This window comes from Devosia sp. J20-27, assembly GCF_055808595.1.
On the sequence record NZ_CM147875.1, the window covers coordinates 404,425 to 422,447 of the forward strand.

The 18,023-nt window shown below is 65.3% G+C and carries 22 protein-coding genes and 1 other RNA gene; 12 read left to right on the plus strand and 11 right to left on the minus strand.

The annotated features are described in order from the left end of the window. Positions 1 to 2: 2 nt before the first annotated feature. Positions 3 to 1,034: an aldo/keto reductase gene (locus AC0L4C_RS01870; RefSeq protein WP_473403584.1), complete on the minus strand. Its 1,032-nt coding sequence runs from the start codon at positions 1,032 to 1,034 to the stop codon at positions 3 to 5. A 174-nt stretch (positions 1,035 to 1,208) separates the two neighbouring features. On the opposite strand from AC0L4C_RS01870, the gene AC0L4C_RS01875 reads away from it, so the two are divergent. The 6 genes from AC0L4C_RS01875 to AC0L4C_RS01900 all read left to right on the plus strand — a co-directional run bounded on the left by AC0L4C_RS01875 (position 1,209) and on the right by AC0L4C_RS01900 (position 5,440). Beyond that, on the plus strand, positions 1,209 to 2,087 hold the full coding sequence (locus AC0L4C_RS01875; protein ID WP_473401825.1) for an amidohydrolase family protein: 879 nt from the start codon (positions 1,209 to 1,211) through the stop codon (positions 2,085 to 2,087). Between the two features lie 13 nt (positions 2,088 to 2,100). Next, positions 2,101 to 2,910: a FadR/GntR family transcriptional regulator gene (locus AC0L4C_RS01880; RefSeq protein WP_473401826.1), complete on the plus strand. Its 810-nt coding sequence runs from the start codon at positions 2,101 to 2,103 to the stop codon at positions 2,908 to 2,910. 11 nt (positions 2,911 to 2,921) lie between these two features. Then, complete coding sequence (rhaM, locus tag AC0L4C_RS01885) at positions 2,922 to 3,239, plus strand: L-rhamnose mutarotase (protein WP_473401827.1); 318 nt, start codon at positions 2,922 to 2,924, stop codon at positions 3,237 to 3,239. Beyond that, entirely contained in the window at positions 3,236 to 4,429 is a 1,194-nt protein-coding gene (rhmD, locus tag AC0L4C_RS01890; RefSeq protein WP_473401828.1) for an L-rhamnonate dehydratase, read from the plus strand. The genes rhaM and rhmD overlap by 4 nt, the downstream gene beginning before the upstream one ends. An 86-nt stretch (positions 4,430 to 4,515) precedes the next feature. After that, positions 4,516 to 4,674, plus strand: coding sequence for a hypothetical protein (locus tag AC0L4C_RS01895; protein WP_473401829.1), 159 nt, complete (start codon positions 4,516 to 4,518; stop codon positions 4,672 to 4,674). A gap of 10 nt (positions 4,675 to 4,684) precedes the next feature. After that, a complete protein-coding gene (locus AC0L4C_RS01900) occupies positions 4,685 to 5,440 on the plus strand; it encodes an SDR family NAD(P)-dependent oxidoreductase (RefSeq protein ID WP_473401830.1) in 756 nt (251 codons plus the stop codon). Here AC0L4C_RS01900 and AC0L4C_RS01905 read toward each other — a convergent pair whose 3' ends face one another. Next, entirely contained in the window at positions 5,441 to 5,740 is a 300-nt protein-coding gene (locus tag AC0L4C_RS01905; protein ID WP_473401831.1) for a hypothetical protein, read from the minus strand. 185 nt (positions 5,741 to 5,925) lie between these two features. On the opposite strand from AC0L4C_RS01905, the gene AC0L4C_RS01910 reads away from it, so the two are divergent. Together AC0L4C_RS01910 and AC0L4C_RS01915 are read left to right on the plus strand one after the other, a co-directional pair. Further along, the gene (locus AC0L4C_RS01910; RefSeq protein WP_473401833.1) at positions 5,926 to 7,104 is read left to right on the plus strand and encodes a hypothetical protein; all 1,179 of its coding nucleotides are present in this window, start codon (positions 5,926 to 5,928) and stop codon (positions 7,102 to 7,104) included. 83 nt (positions 7,105 to 7,187) lie between these two features. After that, on the plus strand, positions 7,188 to 7,370 hold the full coding sequence (locus AC0L4C_RS01915; protein ID WP_473401834.1) for a hypothetical protein: 183 nt from the start codon (positions 7,188 to 7,190) through the stop codon (positions 7,368 to 7,370). A gap of 26 nt (positions 7,371 to 7,396) precedes the next feature. On the opposite strand, the gene msrB is transcribed toward AC0L4C_RS01915, so the two are convergent. From msrB to AC0L4C_RS01935, 4 genes are all read right to left on the minus strand, one after another. Next, a complete protein-coding gene (gene msrB / locus AC0L4C_RS01920; RefSeq protein ID WP_473403585.1) occupies positions 7,397 to 7,897 on the minus strand; it encodes a peptide-methionine (R)-S-oxide reductase MsrB in 501 nt (166 codons plus the stop codon). Positions 7,898 to 8,050: 153 nt separating this feature from the next. Then, entirely contained in the window at positions 8,051 to 8,611 is a 561-nt protein-coding gene (locus AC0L4C_RS01925) for a fasciclin domain-containing protein (protein WP_473401835.1), read from the minus strand. Positions 8,612 to 8,796: 185 nt separating this feature from the next. Next, positions 8,797 to 9,522 carry an anti-sigma factor gene (locus tag AC0L4C_RS01930; RefSeq protein WP_473401836.1) on the minus strand — a complete coding sequence of 242 codons (726 nt, stop codon included), beginning with the start codon at positions 9,520 to 9,522 and terminating at the stop codon, positions 8,797 to 8,799. Beyond that, entirely contained in the window at positions 9,519 to 10,067 is a 549-nt protein-coding gene (locus AC0L4C_RS01935) for a sigma-70 family RNA polymerase sigma factor (protein WP_473401837.1), read from the minus strand. Before AC0L4C_RS01935 ends, AC0L4C_RS01930 begins: the two co-directional genes overlap by 4 nt. Before the next feature lie 168 nt (positions 10,068 to 10,235). On the opposite strand from AC0L4C_RS01935, the gene argB reads away from it, so the two are divergent. Then, positions 10,236 to 11,141, plus strand: coding sequence for an acetylglutamate kinase (argB, locus tag AC0L4C_RS01940; protein WP_473401838.1), 906 nt, complete (start codon positions 10,236 to 10,238; stop codon positions 11,139 to 11,141). A gap of 117 nt (positions 11,142 to 11,258) precedes the next feature. Here argB and AC0L4C_RS01945 read toward each other — a convergent pair whose 3' ends face one another. From AC0L4C_RS01945 to AC0L4C_RS01965, 5 genes are all read right to left on the minus strand, one after another. Further along, positions 11,259 to 11,420 (minus strand): hypothetical protein, encoded by a 162-nt coding sequence (locus AC0L4C_RS01945; RefSeq protein WP_473401839.1) that lies wholly within the window; start codon positions 11,418 to 11,420, stop codon positions 11,259 to 11,261. Between the two features lie 141 nt (positions 11,421 to 11,561). Next, positions 11,562 to 11,903, minus strand: a complete 342-nt coding sequence (locus tag AC0L4C_RS01950) for an ArsR/SmtB family transcription factor (protein ID WP_473401840.1) — start codon at positions 11,901 to 11,903, stop codon at positions 11,562 to 11,564. 106 nt (positions 11,904 to 12,009) lie between these two features. After that, a complete protein-coding gene (locus AC0L4C_RS01955; protein WP_473401841.1) occupies positions 12,010 to 13,500 on the minus strand; it encodes an MFS transporter in 1,491 nt (496 codons plus the stop codon). After that, the gene (locus tag AC0L4C_RS01960) at positions 13,497 to 14,141 is read right to left on the minus strand and encodes a TetR/AcrR family transcriptional regulator (protein ID WP_473401842.1); all 645 of its coding nucleotides are present in this window, start codon (positions 14,139 to 14,141) and stop codon (positions 13,497 to 13,499) included. The genes AC0L4C_RS01955 and AC0L4C_RS01960 overlap by 4 nt, the downstream gene beginning before the upstream one ends. Positions 14,142 to 14,260: 119 nt before the next feature. Beyond that, entirely contained in the window at positions 14,261 to 14,437 is a 177-nt protein-coding gene (locus AC0L4C_RS01965; RefSeq protein ID WP_473401843.1) for a WYL domain-containing protein, read from the minus strand. Between the two features lie 1,338 nt (positions 14,438 to 15,775). On the opposite strand from AC0L4C_RS01965, the gene ffs reads away from it, so the two are divergent. The 3 genes from ffs to AC0L4C_RS01980 all read left to right on the plus strand — a co-directional run bounded on the left by ffs (position 15,776) and on the right by AC0L4C_RS01980 (position 18,019). Beyond that, an RNA gene (gene ffs / locus AC0L4C_RS01970) (signal recognition particle sRNA small type) lies at positions 15,776 to 15,871 on the plus strand. Positions 15,872 to 15,932: 61 nt separating this feature from the next. Next, positions 15,933 to 17,699, plus strand: coding sequence for a DNA polymerase III subunit gamma/tau (locus tag AC0L4C_RS01975; RefSeq protein WP_473401844.1), 1,767 nt, complete (start codon positions 15,933 to 15,935; stop codon positions 17,697 to 17,699). Further along, a complete protein-coding gene (locus AC0L4C_RS01980) occupies positions 17,696 to 18,019 on the plus strand; it encodes a YbaB/EbfC family nucleoid-associated protein (protein ID WP_473401845.1) in 324 nt (107 codons plus the stop codon). The genes AC0L4C_RS01975 and AC0L4C_RS01980 overlap by 4 nt, the downstream gene beginning before the upstream one ends. The last annotated feature ends 4 nt before the right edge of the window (positions 18,020 to 18,023 follow it).

Genomic DNA, 18,023 nt, shown 5'->3' on the forward strand with positions numbered 1-18,023 from the left:
GTCTAGTTCTCTTCGCCCGGGACCGGGGCATTGGCGGCAATCAGCCCCTCTGCCTTGAGGTCGGACCAGAAGGCCGATGGAATTTTCACCTCGAGCGCGGCGACGTTCTGCTGCACTTCTATCGGCCTGGCGGCGCCGGGAATCGTCGCCACGACGGCGGGATGGGCGAGCACGAACTGCAGGGCGGCGACAGGCATTTTGACGTTGTGGGCAGCGCAGACGCGTTCGATCCCCTGCACCCTCGCCTGCACTTCAGGCGAGGCCTTGCCATAGGCATACATGGCGCCGGCGCCCGAGCCGGTCACGAGGATACCGGAGGCAAAGGGCGCGCCGATGATCACCGAGACGCCGCGGTCGAGGCAGGTCTTCATGCCGCGGTCGAGGCTCTCCTGATTGAGCAGGGTGTAAGGCATGGCGACGAGGCAGAAATCGAGGTCGACGCGGGTCGCGACTTCCTCGAGCGCCTGATTGGTGTTGATGCCCATGCCATAGGCCTGGATATCGCCCGAGGCCTTGAGCTCCTGCAGCGCCTTGATGCCGGACGCCGCCAGATCGGCCTCGTGCGCGGCCTGCATTTCGGCGCCATGATAGGCAACATCGAGATCGTGGATCACCAGCGCGTCGACGGTATCGAGCGCGAGGCGCTGCAGCGCCTGCTCGTAGGAGCGCATGATGCCATCGTAGCTGTAGTCGAACTTCACTTCGAAGTTGAGCCCGCCCGTCCACGGCGCACGGTCGAAGGTTTTCGGATCCCTGGGCCGATGCAGGGTGCGGCCGACCTTGGTGGTGATGCTGAACTGGTCACGCGGCCGGGTCCGCAGGAAACCGCCAAGGCGATGCTCGGAGAGGCCGCGGCCGTACCAGGGGGCGGTGTCGTAATAGCGGACGCCCGCATCCCACGCCGCCTGCATCGTGGCCCGGGACTCGGCCTCCTCGACCCTGGCGTAGAGCTCACCAAGATGGGCAGCGCCGAAACCGAAAACGGGCAGCTCAAGGCTGGTGCGCCCGACCCGGCGACGGGTGGATACGGACATGGTCACGTTGGAGGCCTCCCTCAGGCAAAGACACAGGCGGATGTGGACTCCGCTCTCGACTTGTCGTGTAACTTGTCAGACAAAAATTAGTTTGACAAGTTTTTCTCAAGCCGCCATTTCTGGAACGGTACGGAACCGCTGGCCCACACGGCGGACGTGGGGAGAGGAGCGCCAATGCCTGATTTTCCGATCATCGACACGCATCTGCATGTCTGGGATCAGACGCGCCTCAAATACAGCGCGTTCGACGGCCATCCGCTGTTCGGCCACCCCTACCATGTCGAGGATTATCAGGCGGCCTGCGGCGACCTGCAGGTCGAGGCGATGGTGTTTCTCGAGTGCTATGCCGATTTCTGGGACGGCGGCGGGCAGTACATCGAGGAGATCGAGTTCGTCGAGGACGAGCAGAAGCGCGACCCGCGCATCAAGGCGATCATCCCGATGGCGCCGCTCGAAAGGGGCAGCAAGGTCGAGCCCATGCTCACCCAAATGCGCGACAATCATCCGAGCGTGCGCGGCATCCGGCGCATCATGGAATTCGACGCCGACCCGCGCGCCCTGACGCTCAGCGATGGCTTCATCGACGGCGTGAACCTCTTGGGCAAGTTCGGCTGGTCGTTCGACATCAATCCCAATTACACGCAGATGGATTTCATCCGCGAGTTCGTCACCCGCATCCACGGCGTGCCGATGATCCTCGATCACTGCGGCAAGCCCGGCATCCGGCAGGGCAAGATCGAGCAGTTCCGCGAGGACATGGCCGACCTCGCCAGGCACCCCGACATGTGGGTCAAGCTCTCGGACCTGCCGCCCTATGCCAGCGAGAACTGGAGCGAGGAAGAGCTGCGCCCCTATATCGAGGCGACGCTGGAGAGCTTCGGACCCGACCGCATCATCTATGCCGGCGACTACCCGATCCTCCTGCAGTCGACCACCCTGCCCCGCTGGGTCGAGGTGCTCGACAATGCCTTTGCCGATCTGGGGCTCAGCCAAACCGAGACGCGCAAGATCTATCGCGACAATGCCAACGCCTTCTACCGGCTCGGCCTGTAGGCAGGCAGCGTCGATGAGCAAGATCACCCCCGCAAAGGCCAGCGCGCCCGCCACCCCGGCGGCCGATGCCTTTGCCGATCTGCTCGATCCTGCGCGCGTCGCCGGCCGCAGGGATTTCGACGGCGGCACGCTGGAGCGGCGCTCGCTGGCCGAGCAGGTCGCCAACCGCATCATGGCGATGATCAAGAGCGGCAATCTCAAGTCCGGCGACCGGTTGCCGACCGAGGCGCAGATGGGCATTGCCTTCGGCATTTCCCGGCCACCGCTGCGCGAGGCCCTGAAGGCGCTGACGCTGATGGGCGTTCTGGTCAGCCGCCAGGGTGGCCGCTACACGGTCACCGACCTGTCGCCGAGCCGCCTGGTGGCGCCGTTCAACACCATGCTGTCGGTGGCCGATTACGACGTGCACCAGCAGTTCGAGGCGCGCACCGTGGTCGATCTCGAACTGGTGCGGCTGTGTACCGAGCGCGCCACGCCCGAACTGCGCCAGCGCATCGCCAAGCTCGCCATCGACGGCAAAAATTTCGAGGATGACCCGGTGGCCTTCCGGCTGCTCGACATCGAATATCACCAGGCCATCAATACCGGCGCGGGCAACCCGCTACTCTCGAGTCTGGCGCAGGTGCTCTACGATCTCGGGCTCGACGTGCGCCGCTCGGCCAGCGAAGTGCCCGGCGTCATTCCGATCAGTGTCCGGCAGCATGTCGAGGTGGCCGAGGCCATCGTCGCCGGCGACGCCGAGGCGGCCGCGGCCGCCTATCGCCGTCACCTCGAGCACGTGCGCGACACCACCATCCAGACCATGGCCAACCGCCAGCAGTGAAGGACCCGTCCATGTCAGAACGCATCGCCTTTCGCATGAACCTCAATCCCGGCCAGGCGGCCGAGTATGAAAAGCGGCACGACGAGATCTTCCCCGAGCTGTCGCAGGCGCTCAAGGATGCCGGGGTGTCCGACTACAGCATCTGGCTCGATCCCGAGAGCAACCATCTGTTCGGCATCCTGACGCGCACCGACGACCACACGATGGACGCGCTGCCGGGCACCGAGATCATGAAGCGCTGGTGGAAGCACATGGCCGACATCATGGAGACGCATCCGGACAACGTGCCGGTGCAGGTGCCGCTCAAGCAGGTCTTCTACCTTCCATGAGCCTTCCCAGCACCGCCTTCCGCATCAAGGACCTGCGGGTCTACACCATGAAGCCGAGCGCCAGGGCGGGGACCTATTTCAAGCCTGGCGACTCGAGCCACTGGCTGGTCGACACGCTGATCTCGAACCCGATGTCGGGCTATGCCAGATATCGCGAGAAGCGCTCCAGCTGGGGCATTGGCGTGCTTGGCGCGCTGGTGGTCGAGATCGAGACCGAGGACGGCACCGTCGGCGTCGCCACCGGCTCGGGCGGGGCGCCCGCCGCCTGGATGATCAAGCACCACTTCGCCCGCTTCCTCATCGGCGAGGACGCGCGCAATCTCAACATGCTCTGGGACCAGCTCTACCGCTCGTCGCTGCCCTATGGCCGCAAGGGCCTGCCGATCATGGCGATCAGCGCCGTCGACCTGGCGCTCTGGGACCTCAACGGCAAGGTGCGCGGCGAGCCGGTCTACAACCTGATCGGCGGCAAATCGCGCGACGAGATCACCTTCTACTGCACCACGCCCGAGCCGCTGGCGATCAAGGCGCTGGGCTTCTGGGGCGCCAAGGTGCCGCTGCCGCACAGCCATTTCGACGGCGAGGAAGGGCTGCGGAAGAATTACGACTTCCTCGCCCGGCACCGCGCCGATGTCGGTCCGGACTTTCCGCTGATGGTCGACTGCTACATGTCGCTGACCGTCGACTATGCCATCCGCCTCGCCGAAATGTGCAAGCCGCTCAACATCCACTGGTGGGAGGAAGTGCTGTCACCCGAGGACATCGAGGGCTTCCGCACCATCAAGCAGGCGCATCCACATCTCAAATGGACCACCGGCGAGCATGAATATACCCGCTACGGTTTCCGCCGGCTGATCGAGGAGCGGACGCTCGACATCGTGCAGCCCGACGTCATGTGGGTGGGCGGCATGACCGAGCTGCTCAAGATCGCGGCCCATGCCTCTGCCTATGACATCCCGGTCGTGCCGCATGGCAGCGGCCCCTATTCGTACCAGTTCATTGCCAGCCAGACCGGTCCGGCGTTCTGCGAATATGTGGCGGCGAGCCCGGACGGCAAATCCATCATGCCGGTCTTCGGCGAACTGTTCGAGGGCGAGCAGATGCCGCAGAACGGCAAGCTGAAGCTCTCGGACGCGCCGGGCTTTGGCATGAAGCTGCCCAACCACGACGCGCTGCAGGCGGTCGACTAGGGCCGCGTTATCGCGGCTTGACCCACATCAATGCAGAAGCGCCCCGCAAAGCGCCAAGGTTGCCCAGTTCAACAGGGGAGCCTGCAATGGATCGTATCCACATCACGCAACACACCTCGCTGGGCGCCTTCTGGTTTGCCGGATGGCTGTTTTCCATCGGCTACCTGAGGCTCGACTTCTGGATGGGACTGCTGGGCCTCGTGGTCTGGCCGTACTTTCTGGGCTCGCATTTCACCCCCGCCTGAGGAGTATTCGATGACCTATGATTTCAAGGACAAGGTGGCGATCGTCACCGGCGCCGCGTCGGGCATCGGCGCAGCCATCGCCCGGTCGCTGGCGGCCGATGGCGCCAGGGTGCTGCTGGCCGATCTCGACATCAAGGGTGCCGAGGATCTCGCCGACGAGATCAAGGCGGCCGGCGGCACGGCTTCGGCCGTCGAGACCAATGTCGCCGACGCGGTCGAGGTCGAGGCCATGGTGGAGACGGCCAGGCGGACCTATGGCGGCCTGCACCTGGCGGTCAACAATGCCGGCATCGGCGGGCCGTCGGCCCCGACCGGCGAATATCCGCTCGACGGCTGGCACAAGGTGATCGACGTCAACATGCACAGCGTCTTTTACGGGTTGCGCTACCAGATCCCGGCTATCATGGCCTCGGGTGGCGGCGCCATCGTCAACATGGCGTCGATCCTGGGCGCCGTCGGCTTTGCCAATGCCCCGGCCTATGTCGCGGCCAAGCATGGCATTGTCGGCCTGACCAAGGCTGCGGGGATCGAATACGCCAAGCATGGTGTGCGCATCAACGCCATCGGCCCGGGCTTCATCGATACGCCGCTGCTGTCCAAGAACCTCGACGAGGACGCGCTGGGCTACATCCGCACCCTGCATCCGATCGGCCGTCTCGGCACGGCCGAGGAGGTTGCGGCGCTGACCACGTTCCTGCTCTCGGAAGGGGCGTCCTTCATCACCGGCAGCTACCATCTGGTCGATGGCGGCTATGTCGCGCAGTAGCTAGCCGGCACTGGCCGGGACGGCTTCCCGCAGTGCCGTGCCGGCCGCCGGTGCGGCCCGCGCAAGGCGCAGCGTCAGGGTGTCGTAGTTGCGCGCCAGGGTCGCGACGACCGGCAGCCAGCGCGGGTCGATGGCGTTGCCGGCCAGCGGCAGGACCAGGGTCAGGTCGCCCCTGGGGCTGAGGAGTTGCAGCCGCCCGATCCCACCAGCGGCGAGGCAGCGCTGCAGTTCGGCCGCCAGCCCGGCGCCCGTCACCTGTCGTGCCTCGCTGAAATGCCACCCGTTGTCGTCGCGGTTCATCGCATGCTCCTTGTCCGCGGCGAGTAGAGACCAGGTCCAGCGCACCGGCCTTGATCGAGCGCAAACTCGTGGCAGCGGCGACGCCTTTTTTGATCTGGCGCAATGCAGAGTGCGCGTTACCGGCCTTTGCTGTCCGCAGTGCGGGGGCTGTGGCCACCCGCGGTTCAACAGCCGAGGAGGCTTGCATGAGACTTCTTTCTGGACTGGCCCTTGCCATCATCTGTGCGCTGTCGGGCGTTGCCGCGGCCGACGAGTCACGGCTCAGCTTTGGCGGCGACCAATATGTGGCCGGCCAGGCCGCCAGCATCGGCAGCGCGGTCGAACGCGATGCCTTCGCGGCGGGCTACGATGTGTCGCTGTCGGCGCCGGTCTCCGGCGACGCGCACATGGCCGGCTTCAACGTCTCGAGCAATGCCGCCGTCACCGGCAACCTCTATGCCGCCGGCTCCTCGGTCAATGTCCGAGGCGCGGTCGGCGGCGACGTCACGGCCTTTGCCAACAGCATCACCGTGGATGCCGCCGCGCCCGTGACCGGCAATGTCCGGCTGGCCGGTGCCAGCGTGCGCCTCTCGGCACCGGTCAGCGGCTCGGCACTGGTCGCGGCGCAAAGCCTCACCCTCGAGAGCACCATCGCCGGTGACTTCAGCTTTTTCGGCGAGGCGCTGACCTTCGGGCCCGGCGCCAAGGTGACCGGCAAGCTGACCATTCAGGCCCCCAGCGAAATCGCCGTGCCTGACAGCGTCGCATCGGCCGATCGCGTCAGCTACAGCCCGCTGGTGATGCCGGACTATGCCAGCGAGGCCGGCAAGACGGCCGAGCATGTGGTGCGCAGCATCTGGCCGGCGGTGTGGGCAACCGGCATCTGGTGGCTGCTGCTGGCGGTCGTGGGCCTGCTCTTTGTCACCCTGGGCAGCCGACTGGTGGCCAGCATCGAGATCGCCGGCGAGCGCCGCCCGTTCCGCAATCTCGGGCTCGGCCTGCTCGGCTTTGCCACCATTGTGGGCCTGGTCCCCGTCTTCGCGCTCACCCTGATCGGTATCGTCGTGCTGCCGGTGGTGTTGATCTTCGTGGCGATCGTCAGCGCCCTGGCCTATCTCGCCGGGCTCTATCTGCTGGGCGTCCAGGTCGGCGGCCGGCTGCTCAAGCTGGATAGCAAGCTCAAGCGCTTCGCTGCCCTCGTTGCCGCCATCGTCATTGCCGGACTGCTCGGCATGATCCCGGTTGTCGGCTGGTTCATCACCCTGCTGCTGACCATCTTCGGCTTCGGCGCCTTTGCGGTGCTCGCCATGGTGCGCTGGAGTGCCGGCGATGCACCGCGACTGACGGCCTCGGCTGTTGCCGCGCGCACGCCGGAAGCGGTCTGAGCATCGCGGCGAGGCCCAGGACTGGTGCCGGTGGCCCGATCGTGGTGTCGTGCCGGACAGCGGAGTGCACGGAGGAAACTGTCATGACGCTCAATCGGGAGTGGCACGCGACGCATCGGCTGCCCAGGAACGCCACGACGGAGCAACGCATCGACTGGCATCTGGCCCACAGCGCCAATTGCGGCTGCCGGGATATCCCGCCCGGCGTCCGCAAGGAAATCGAAGCGCGGGGACTGGTTGTCCCCACGCTGCGCAGTCTGAAGTAGTGGTCTGAGAGCCTGCCCGGCGCCGGTCAGGCGGCCTTCGGCGTGAAGGTCAGCGCCACGCCGTTCATGCAGTAGCGCAGGCCGGTCGGCTCGGGGCCGTCGGGGAAGACGTGGCCGAGGTGGCCGCCGCAGCGGCGGCAATGCACCTCGGTGCGGATATAGCCGAGCTTGTTGTCGCTGGATTCGCCCACGGCATTGGCCAGAGGCTCGTAAAAACTCGGCCAGCCGGTACCGCTGTCATATTTGGTTGCGGCGTCAAAGAGCGGCAGGTCGCAGCCCTTGCACGAAAAGATGCCGGCGCGGTGCTCGTCGTTGAGCGGCGAGGTGTAGGGGCGCTCGGTCGCCTCGTGCCGCAGCACCTGGTAGGCGGCGTCATCGAGCTGCGCCATCCATTCGGCGTCAGTCTTGGTGATTTCGAAGGTGCCTTCGACCGCACGGGCGTCCGACGGCATCTGACGGAAGAAGACGGCGGCCGCACCGAGTGCGGCAACGGCGGTGCCGCCGAAGAGGACGCTGCGTCGAGTGATGGCCATATCGTATCTCCGGAAACTGGGGCGCCCCGCACCTGGGCTGGTGGTCGGACCGGGTGCGGGGCTGGTGTGCAGGCTATCGTTTGGGGCGAGGGCCTGCACGTCAAAAGCTTGTGTCCCGCATGTGAGGGGCGCGCGGGACGGCAAGCCTTACATCTTGGGCAGAAGCACCTTGTCGATGACGTGGATCACGCCGTTCGACTGCACGACATCAGCGATGGTCACGGTGGCAACGCCGCCGGTCTCGTCGGTGATGGTGACGGTGCCGCCCTCGGACTTGAGCGTCAGCTTGCAGCCGCCGACGGTGTCGACGACATGCGCGCCGCCATCATCCATGGCCATCTTGGTGATGTCGGTCGACAGCGCCTTGGCGGCAATCACGTGGCAGGTGAGGATCTTGACCAGCGTGTCCTTGTTTTCCGGCTTCAGCAGATCTTCGACAGTGCCGGCCGGCAGGGCGGCAAAGGCTTCATTGGTCGGGGCCAGAACGGTGAACGGGCCTTCGCCCTTCAGCGTGTCGACAAGGCCGGCAGCCTGAACCGCGGCGACCAGGGTCGTGTGGTCGGGCGAGGTCACGGCGTTATCGATGATGTCCTTGTTCTCGTACATCGGCATGCCGCCGACCATCGGGTTTTCGGCATAGGCCGCGCCGGTCAGCGAAGCGAGCGAAATGGTGGCGCCAAGCGCAAGCGCGCGCAGGGAGATCTTCATGATGTAATTTCCTTCCTTTGGGGGTCCGCGTCTCTAGCGTCGGGACAGGTGGAGTTACGGGACCCCGGGAAAAGAAGTTTCAGGTTTTTTCGATCACGTGTTTTTGTACGCCTGAGGGGCATTATTATGCAAAAGGCCGGGAACTTTTCCCGGCCTTGCAAAACACTGTATCGCGGCATGCGTGGCTAGATGGTTGTTGCCTTGCCGACAGCAACGATCGGCCCCTGGGCCTTGCCGGTGGGCGAGCCACCCTTCTGCTCAAGCGTGACGGCCAGCACGGTGCCTTCGCCGATCTTGGCCTTGGCAACGGGATCGAGCTCGATCTCGGTGCGCTGGTCGATCGGGATCACGCCCATCGACACGGCCGGCTCTTCACCCTTGATGTACCAGAGCTCGAAATCCTTGTCGGGCACAGCCTGGCCCTGCAGGCCGAGCAGTCGCACCGACTGGGTGCCGGTGTCGTAGAAGGCGACGAATTCGACGCCGCTGCCTTCCTGCGACTGCAGCGCGGCCACGAGCTGGGTGGCCACCGTATCCACGTCGAGGCGCGGCTGCATCAGGTTGAAGCCGATCGCCGCGACGGCGACAGCGACACCGCCCGCCGCGAGTCCGCGCCAGAGCGCCAGCGAGTTCCACCAGCCGACCACACCGTCCGATACCGCCGTGGCGCCGAACAGCCGGCTCTCCAGCTTGGGCAGCACATTGGCCGGCGGTGCGACTTCGGCAAATTCATTATCAAGGCTGGCCAGTCGCTGCTGCCAGAGGCGGCGCTCGGCGGCCAGTCGCGGCTCGGCGGATATGCGCCGGGCCACGGTCTCATGTTCGGCCGCATCGAGCAGCCCGAGGACGTACTCGGCCACGAGGACGCGGTCCCCGTATCCATTCCCGTCCATTTCGTCTGCCTGCGTCATGCCGATAGACACTCTCTCAGTTTGATCAGGCTGCGTCGCAGCCAGGTCCGCATCGTGTTCAGCGGCACGTCATGGCGCGCCGCCAGCTCTTCGTAGCTGAACCCATCGAGATAGGCCCCGCGTACCGCATCTGCCTTGGCTGCCTCGAGTTCGCCGAGACACCCGTCAATCCGGGTGCGCTCGCCGCTATCGAGGGCCGCCTGTTCCGGATCGGGTCCGCCATCGGCCACGTCGAGCGCGGCATCGATATCGTCCGTCACCGGCTTGCGTGCCCGGAGGATGTCGAGCGAGTGGTTGCGGGCGACCGCGACCAGCCACGAAATCGGGCTGTAGCCACCGGCCACATAGCGGTCGGCACGTTGCCAGATCTTGACATAGACCTCCTGCAGCGCCTCTTCGGCTTCTGCCCGGTCTCTCAAGATACGCAGGCTTACCCCGAAGAGTTTCGCACTGGTGCGCTGGTAGAGATCACGAAAGGCCTGCCGGTCGCGCAAGGCGCATCGGGAGATCAGATCGGCGATGTCGGCAGTGGTCTGTGGAGCCATGCCACATAGATAGCTTGGCGCCCGCTGGCTGCCTACCCCTTGCCTGCTGACAATAAAGCCTTGTGTGTGAGGAGTACGTCGTAAAAACTGCACCTTCACCGGCAAGATGGCCGGACACTGCAAATCTAGTTTCGACTCCGGCGCGATGCGCTATACGACAGGACCACAATGAGCAAACGCGCCATGCCCGATATCGAATCCTTCTCCCGTGACGCCGCCATCCTCTCCCAGGCCCTGCCCTACATGCAGCGCTACGAGGGCAAGACCGTCGTGGTCAAATATGGCGGCCACGCCATGGGCGACATCACGCTGGGCCGCGCCTTTGCGCGCGATATCGCGCTGCTCAAGCAGTCCAAGGTCAATCCCATCGTGGTGCATGGCGGCGGGCCGCAGATTGCGCAGATGCTCAAGAACCTCGGCATCGAGAGCAAGTTCGAGGGCGGCCTGCGGGTCACCGACAAGCGCACCATGGAAGTGGTCGAGATGGTGCTGGCCGGCTCGATCAACAAGGAAATCGTGGCGCTGATCAATGCCGAGGGCGAGTGGGCGATCGGGCTCTGCGGCAAGGACGGCAACATGGTCTTTGCCAAGAAGGCGACCAAGACCATCAAGGACCCCGGCTCCCATATCGAGCGCGTGCTCGACCTGGGCTTTGTCGGCGAGCCGGTGGAAGTCGACCGCACGCTGCTCGACCTGCTGGCCCGCTCGGAGCTCATTCCGGTGATCGCCCCGGTGGCCCCGGGCCGCGACGGCGCCACCTACAATATCAATGCCGATACCTTTGCCGGTGCCATTGCCGGCTCGCTCGGCGCCAAGCGCCTGCTGTTCCTGACCGACGTGGACGGCGTGCTCGATGCCAACAAGCAGCTGATCCCCGAGCTCTCGGTGCGCGACGCCAAGGCGCTGATCGCCGACGGCACGATTTCGGGCGGCATGATCCCCAAGGTCGAGAACTGCATCGAGGCGCTGGAGAACGGCGTCGAGGGCGTCGTCATCCTCAATGGCAAGACGCCGCACGTGGTGCTGGTCGAGCTCTTCACAGAACACGGCGCCGGCACGCTGATCGTCCGCTAGGTCGACACTCTCCCTGCAACGGGACCTCACCCTGAGCCTGTCGAAGGGCGAGGTCGGGCGCCCTCGTGGCTCAACACTCCATGAGGGCCCGCAGTTGCGGATGCGGGCTTCTCGCCCTCAATATCCCTTGACGTCCGGGCGGTATTTCAGCCCGTAGGTGGCCGGCGTGATCGCGCCGGTGATCGTCTCGTCGACCGGGGCCGGGCTGGGGTCGGCAAAGGCGCCGCTCAGCGCGAAAAGGGTGAGGGCGAGGGCGGCAAGGGTGCAGAGGGTCTTCATGAGGGCTCCGGGAAACACACGCCTCGGCTGAGGCGCGAGCCCTGATCGGGGCGGAGCGTGGCGTATCTGTGGCATTTTACCGTTCGGCGTAACCCATGGTAAAGCAATCGCTAATCTCCACAGGCCGGGGCGGCGCCGCGGTCAGAGCCCGGCTTCCAGATCCTGCATCGCCACCAGTTTGCCGGCCGGCTGCTCGTAGCTCTCGGCCCAGTTGAGGCGGTAGGGGCCTAGCCAGCTGTCGATGTCGAGCAGCGGCTCAAGCCGGATGCGGCTGGGGCGGCGCTGCGCGTCCTTGCTGCGGGTCACCAGTCCCGCCGCCTCCAGCACCGCGATATGGCGCGACACGGCGCGCGGCGTCATGTCGAAGGGCTCGGCCAGTTCGGCCACCGAGGCCTCGCCGCGCAGCAGCCGCGCGAGAATCTCCCGGCGGGTGGGGTCGGCCAGGGCCGCGAAGGTCGCGTCGAGCCGTGACGTATAGATCACTGGAACAATCTCCTTCCGGAACTGATATGTTCTGAAGGTGGAAGAGCTGCCTTACGGAATCATAGTGTTCCGGAACTGATTACTTCGCAACCGGCAACTACCGCCCTCAGACCTCGGCAGCGACGTGCTGCTGCGGCGGCCGGGCCGCCTCCGGCGGCGCCTTCCTGAGCAGCAGCACCATGGCAGCGACGACGAGGAAAGAGCAGATCTGGTACCAGGTGGCATTGCTGGCGGCGTTGACGAAGGCGGAATGCTGCGTGGTGGCGCCCCATTCCTGCCCGTGCTCGAGCCAGGTGAAGAAGATTTCACCGACCAGCGCCACGCCCAGCGCGCTGCCGACCTGCTGGAATGCCTGCAAGGCGCCCGAGGCCGAGCCGGCATCCTTGCCGGGCACGCCCTGCAGGATGGTCTGGAACAGCGCCGACACGGTCAGCCCCATGCCGAGGCCGGCAATCAACAGCGCCGGCAGGAACTGCCAGTGGTCGATGGCATCGCCGACATTGACAATGGTCAAGCGCAGCCAGGCCATGCCGACGGCCAGCATCAGCGTGCCGGTGGCGACGCGCAGCGGCAGCATGCGGTTGCCGAGGCGGCCGTTGACCAGCGAGATGACGAACACCCCGAGCGGGAACGGCACCGTGGTCAGTCCCGATTCCAGCGGCGTCAGGCCGAAGCCGGACTGGAAGAAGATAGCGAGGATCATGAACAACCCCGGCACGCCGGAGAAAAAGATCACCGTCATGGCCGTGCCGACGACGAAGTTGCGGCTGCGGAACATCGGCACCGGGATCAGTTCGGTCTTGCCCTGGCGATCGCGCCGCTTCTCCCAGAAATAGAAGGCGACCAGCCCGAGCAGACCGAAGCCGATCAGCCCGAAGGCCCAGAGCGGCCAGCCATAGACGCGGCCCTCGACCAGCGGAAAGATGATGGCGACGATGGAGACGCCGAACAGGACGATGCCGACAAAGTCGTTGGTAAGGCCGGGGTGCGGCGTGATCTTTGGCACCAGCCGCCAGGCCATGACGATGGCAAGCACGCCGAGCGGAATGTTGACGAGGAAGATCGGGCGCCAGTCGAGGCCCCAGAGATCGGCGGAAATCAGCAGGCCGCCGACGATCGGACCGGCGACCGAGGCCATGCCGGCGGTCAGGCCGAAGAACGAGAAGGCCATGCCGCGCTCCCGGGGCGGAAAGATCACGGTGACGATGGCCAGCACCTGCGGGGTCATCATGGCGCCGCCGATGCCCTGCACGACGCGGGCGCCGATCAGGATCTCGATGGTCGGCGCCAGGCCACAGAGGGCCGAGCCGACGGTGAACACCGAGACGCCGACGAGGAACATGCCGCGCCGGCCGACGATGTCGCCCAGCCGCCCGAACGGCAGCAGGAACAGCGCAAAGGTCAGCACATAGACGGCGATGACCCATTCGATCTGGCTGGAACTGGCCCCCATATCGGCCTGCATCGAGGGCAGCGCCACGTTGACGATGGTGACATCGATCAGGTTCATGAACAGGGCGAGCAGCAGGATGATCAGGGCCACCCAGCGGCGCGGATCGGGCTCGGCTGCCGACGGATCAAAAGGCTTGTTGTTCATGCACGGGGTCCTTGGGAAGCCGGTCTGGTCGGGTGGGGATTGCGGATAGCGCGCAGCAGTTCAGCGCGCAGCCGTTGAAAATTCTGTGGTGTGGCATTGGGCGATTTGGAAAAGCCCATCATGGCGCCCACCAGCATCTGGGCAGCCGGCACCGGATCGAGATCGGCGCGAAACTCGCCGGCATCGCGTCCGGCCTCGAGAATATCGGCGACGATCTGCTTCCACTTGCCCATCATCGGCCCCATGGCAGCCGCAATGCTGGCATCGCGCCGGGCCTTCTCGAGCAGTTCTGTCATCACGCTGATGAGCACATGCTTGTCGCCCAGCAGTTCGGCATAGTCGTCGAATTCGAGTTCGAGCAGCTGCGTCGGCGTCAGGCCGTCACGCACATGGGCCCGCGACTGTTCGGCAAAGGCGATGCGCAGCGACTCCGCCACCAGCGCGATCAACGCCTCCTTGCTCGGCACATGATAGTGCAGCGTCGCAATATTGATGCCGACCCGCTCGGCGATGTCACGCGTGCGCAGCCCCTCGAACCCCTTCTCGGCAATCAGGTCACGCGCCGCCAGCGCAATGGCAGCGCGCCGATCCTCGCCGGATTCACGGCGTGCAGAGAGGGCCAGGGGGGTGGGGGCATTCATGGATAGCGACTCCGGAGGCGGAGCCTATAGCGCGACCCGATGTCTCAATCAAGTGATTGATTGTTGGCGGGACGCGTGCCCGGGTCGCGCCGACATCACACGGTACGGTCGTGCGGGATCTAGCGTGACAGATCACGCACCGGACGGACGTGATCCTCGAACGGCACGTGGCGCCGCTCGAACGATGCGCCGTCGTCGACGTCCGGCCGGCTGATCCGGTCCATGCGAAAATGGCGAAAGTCCTGGCGCGCCGGATCCCAGGCCACCAGATACCAGAGTGGCGGCAGGATCAGCATGAAACCTCTATCGGAAGAACGTGCCGGTCCAGGCGCCTAAACCAGGCATGGCGATGATCAATCTCGCCAGGGCCGAAGTCCCCCTCGGCGAGCCTGTGATGAGCGACGCCGACCTGGCCGTCTACGTCTCCGCCTTCGAAACGGCAGGGTTCACGGGGGGCATCAACTGGTACCGGAACCTTGATCGGACTGGCACCTCTTGGCAGACGCGGACCCCCGGCCTCCTATGCGCCCGACCTCGTCCTTCGACAGGCTCAGGATGAGGTCTTTGATGTACTGACGGTGGCTCTTGCCCCGATACCCTCATGGTGAGCCTGTCGAACCACGAGGGGTGAGCCACAAGACCTCTCCAAGTTCCTGCCATCTGCCGTTCCGGCTGCGGCAAAACCGTTCAGACAGCATGCAGATTGCTCTTCTCGCTTCTCTTCAGTCAGTTCTCACGCGTCAACTATGTGGCAATCGCGTCTGTCGATGGAGACCCCTCCCTCCCTTCTCCCCTTGCGGGAGAAGGAATCAGGGAGATCGATGTGTCCTGCCCACGGTATCTCAGTCGGTCCACCCCCCCCTTGCGGGGAGGGTTGGGGAGGGGGTTTGAGAGCCCCGCTCGTGCCGCTCCCCCCACCCTTGATCCCTCCCCGCAAAGGGGGCGGGTGACGACTGCAGGCATCCACTTACCCATCTCCAGCGCCACCCTCTCTCGCCCTCATGGTGAGCCTGTCGAACCACGAGGGGGGAGCCACCAAACCTCTCCAAAATCTCTGCCATCTGCCATTCACCCTGCAGCCAATCCGTTCAGACAACTGACAGACTTATCCCCGCGCTCTCCCACCGCGTTACACTTCCCCATCGCCGCCCCGAAACGCGAGATCATGACGAGTGATTGGGGCAGCGAGGCCGGGTGGTCCGGATGTCGGTCCGGATCAGGCCAAGCCGGGGAGGGTGTGCAGGCCCAGGTGTCCTGCCGCCTTAATTTGTTGCCGCGGGCGGACGTCTGTCGTGTTCGCTCAAAGGGGTCGGACTGGAGAAACGCGAAGAGCGTGGTCCGGTCGAGACGGCGACCCTGCGGCGGAGGGGCGATCCGCAAATGCCCTGATCCTTTCCGGTGCACGCCGAAAATCCCGGTGGCAACGGCGGAGCCGAGCTCCAGCCGGGCGCATCTACTTGCGTCCGGCATTCGAACCATCGACGGGCTCTGCTCCGCCGTTGTTCGCGACTGCCATCAAGCCGGAGGCGGCAACGCCGGCCGGGGTGTCGGCATGCGACGAGGACAGAGCGTGATCAGACAGACAGATTCCGGTGCCCTTGCATCCAGAAGCATCCCGCGCCATATAGCGGATCGGGAGGTTGGCGCGGACGTGTTCCTCGCCAACCGGGTCAGGTCCGGAAGGAAGCAGCCCCAACGAGACCTTCACGGGTCGTTGCCAGCCTCCTACTTCTGCCTATGATGGCCATGCCGCAGGCGGACTCCCCTGCCCCGGCACGTTATAAGGGCTCCATGGCATCGCCTGATTCCCCATCGTCGCCCTATCTCGTCCTCGCGCGGAAATACCGCCCGCTGAGTTTTGACGGGCTGATCGGCCAGGATGCAATGGTGCAAACCCTTGCAAACGCATTCAAATCCGGCCGTATCCATCACGCCTTCATTCTGACAGGCGTGCGCGGCGTGGGCAAGACGACAACGGCGCGCATCCTGGCCCGGGCCTTCAACTATGAAGACGAGAACGGCCGGCGTCCGACCCTCGACCTGAGCGAGGAAGGCGTGCATTGCCGCGCCATCATCGAAGGCCGGCATGTCGACGTCATCGAAATGGACGCGGCCTCCAATACCGGCATCAACGATATCCGCGAGATCATCGACTCGGTGAAGTACGGCCCGGTTTCGGCGCCCTACAAGGTCTACATCATCGACGAAGTGCACATGCTCTCGACCGCGGCCTTCAACGGGCTGCTGAAAACGCTCGAAGAGCCGCCGCCCTATGTAAAGTTCATCTTCGCCACCACCGAAATCCGCAAGGTGCCGGTGACCATCCTCAGCCGCTGCATGCGCTTTGACCTGCGGCGCGTCACGCCCGAGGTGATGACGGCGCATCTGGTGGATTTGCTGGGCCGCGAAGGCATCGACTACGAGCCGGAGGCCTTGGCGATGATCGTGCGGGCCGGCGAAGGCTCGGTGCGCGACAACCAGAGCCTGCTCGACCAGGCGATCTCGCATGGCGACGGCAGGGTTTCGGCGGCAACCGTCAAGGCCATGCTCGGGCTCGGCGACCGCGCCAAGACCATCGATCTTTTCGAAAACCTGATGCGCGGCGACATTGCCGAGGCGCTGGGCGGCATGCGGGCGCTTTACGATGCAGGCGCCGATCCGCAGACCATTGTCGCCGATCTGGTCGACTTCACTCATCTGGTGACGCGGATCAAGGTGGTGCCGGCGGCTGCCGACGACGTGTCGCTGACGCCCGACGAGCGGACGCGCGGCACGGAACTGGCGCAGAAACTCGCCATGCGGGTGCTGACCCGGGCCTGGCAGGTGCTGTTCAAGGGGTTTGACGAGGTCTCAAGGGCTGCCAACGGGCTGCAGGCAGCCGAGATGGTGCTGATCCGCCTCGCCCATGCCGCCGATCTGCCGACGCCCGACGAACTGATCGCCAAGCTTGCCAACCAGCCGATGCCGAGCGCGCCGGTGCCGACGTCCACGCCGCGTGGCCCAAGTCCCGGTGGAACAAGTGGCAGTGGATCGGGCGGCGGCAGCAGTGGTTCAGGCGGCAGCCCCTCGGCCATGCGCATCGCCACCTCGCAGGCCGAACCGACACAGGTCGCGGCGCCCGCGCCGCAGGCCGCGCTGGGTCCGCAGACCTATGCCGAACTCATCGACATGGCCCGCAACCGGCGCGACATCATCGTCGTCACGGCGCTCGAACAGAGCTTGCGACCGGTATCGATGACCGACGGCCGGCTGGAAGTGGCGCTGGTCGATGGCGCCGATCCCGGCATCATCCAGACGCTCAGCGCCCGGCTGAAGTTCTGGACCGGCAAGACCTGGATGGTTTCGGTCTCCACCAGCGCCGAAGCCGCGCCGACGGTGCGGGAGGTGCGCGAGCAGCACCGGCTGAGCCAGACCGACGAGGCCAAGGCCGATCCGCTGGTGCAGGCCATTCTCAAGCAGTTTCCCGGCGCCGGGTTGCGCGTCGTCGAAAAACTGGAAACTCCGCCCGTCGAGGCCTATCTCGACGCCATACGCGACGACGATGAGGACGACGAATGAAAGACATCATGGGCATGATGAAGGGCATCGGCGAGATGAAGGCGAAGATGGAGGCCGCACAGGCCGACATCGCCAACCTGATCGTCGAAGGCAAGTCGGGCGGCGGTCTGGTGACCGTGTCGCTGAGCGGCAAGTTCGACCTGCGCGGCCTCAAGATCGACCCCTCGCTGTTCCGCGAGGACGACATCGAGGTGCTGGAAGACCTGATCATTGCCGCGCATGCCGATGCGCGCAGCAAGGCGGAAGCCGAGGTTGCCAGCCGCATGCAGGAAGTGACGGCCGGCCTGCCGATCCCGCCGGGCATGAAGCTGCCGTTCTAGGGCA

Excerpts from the sequence above, each read along its gene's own strand:
- AC0L4C_RS01925 (WP_473401835.1), bottom strand. The coding sequence starts at position 8,611 with ATGAAGATCTCCCTGCGCGCGCTTGCGCTTGGCGCCACCATTTCGCTC.
- AC0L4C_RS01965 (WP_473401843.1), bottom strand. The coding sequence starts at position 14,437 with ATGCTGATCCTGCCGCCACTCTGGTATCTGGTGGCCTGGGATCCGGCG.
- rhaM (WP_473401827.1), top strand. The coding sequence starts at position 2,922 with ATGTCAGAACGCATCGCCTTTCGCATGAACCTCAATCCCGGCCAGGCG.
- AC0L4C_RS01960 (WP_473401842.1), bottom strand. The coding sequence starts at position 14,141 with ATGAATGCCCCCACCCCCCTGGCCCTCTCTGCACGCCGTGAATCCGGC.
- AC0L4C_RS01880 (WP_473401826.1), top strand. The coding sequence starts at position 2,101 with ATGAGCAAGATCACCCCCGCAAAGGCCAGCGCGCCCGCCACCCCGGCG.
- AC0L4C_RS01975 (WP_473401844.1), top strand. The coding sequence starts at position 15,933 with ATGGCATCGCCTGATTCCCCATCGTCGCCCTATCTCGTCCTCGCGCGG.
- AC0L4C_RS01870 (WP_473403584.1), bottom strand. The coding sequence starts at position 1,034 with ATGTCCGTATCCACCCGTCGCCGGGTCGGGCGCACCAGCCTTGAGCTG.
- AC0L4C_RS01875 (WP_473401825.1), top strand. The coding sequence starts at position 1,209 with ATGCCTGATTTTCCGATCATCGACACGCATCTGCATGTCTGGGATCAG.
- AC0L4C_RS01955 (WP_473401841.1), bottom strand. The coding sequence starts at position 13,500 with ATGAACAACAAGCCTTTTGATCCGTCGGCAGCCGAGCCCGATCCGCGC.
- AC0L4C_RS01945 (WP_473401839.1), bottom strand. The coding sequence starts at position 11,420 with ATGAAGACCCTCTGCACCCTTGCCGCCCTCGCCCTCACCCTTTTCGCG.
- AC0L4C_RS01915 (WP_473401834.1), top strand. The coding sequence starts at position 7,188 with ATGACGCTCAATCGGGAGTGGCACGCGACGCATCGGCTGCCCAGGAAC.
- AC0L4C_RS01895 (WP_473401829.1), top strand. The coding sequence starts at position 4,516 with ATGGATCGTATCCACATCACGCAACACACCTCGCTGGGCGCCTTCTGG.
- argB (WP_473401838.1), top strand. The coding sequence starts at position 10,236 with ATGAGCAAACGCGCCATGCCCGATATCGAATCCTTCTCCCGTGACGCC.
- rhmD (WP_473401828.1), top strand. The coding sequence starts at position 3,236 with ATGAGCCTTCCCAGCACCGCCTTCCGCATCAAGGACCTGCGGGTCTAC.
- AC0L4C_RS01935 (WP_473401837.1), bottom strand. The coding sequence starts at position 10,067 with ATGGCTCCACAGACCACTGCCGACATCGCCGATCTGATCTCCCGATGC.
- AC0L4C_RS01905 (WP_473401831.1), bottom strand. The coding sequence starts at position 5,740 with ATGAACCGCGACGACAACGGGTGGCATTTCAGCGAGGCACGACAGGTG.
- AC0L4C_RS01910 (WP_473401833.1), top strand. The coding sequence starts at position 5,926 with ATGAGACTTCTTTCTGGACTGGCCCTTGCCATCATCTGTGCGCTGTCG.
- AC0L4C_RS01980 (WP_473401845.1), top strand. The coding sequence starts at position 17,696 with ATGAAAGACATCATGGGCATGATGAAGGGCATCGGCGAGATGAAGGCG.
- AC0L4C_RS01930 (WP_473401836.1), bottom strand. The coding sequence starts at position 9,522 with ATGACGCAGGCAGACGAAATGGACGGGAATGGATACGGGGACCGCGTC.
- AC0L4C_RS01900 (WP_473401830.1), top strand. The coding sequence starts at position 4,685 with ATGACCTATGATTTCAAGGACAAGGTGGCGATCGTCACCGGCGCCGCG.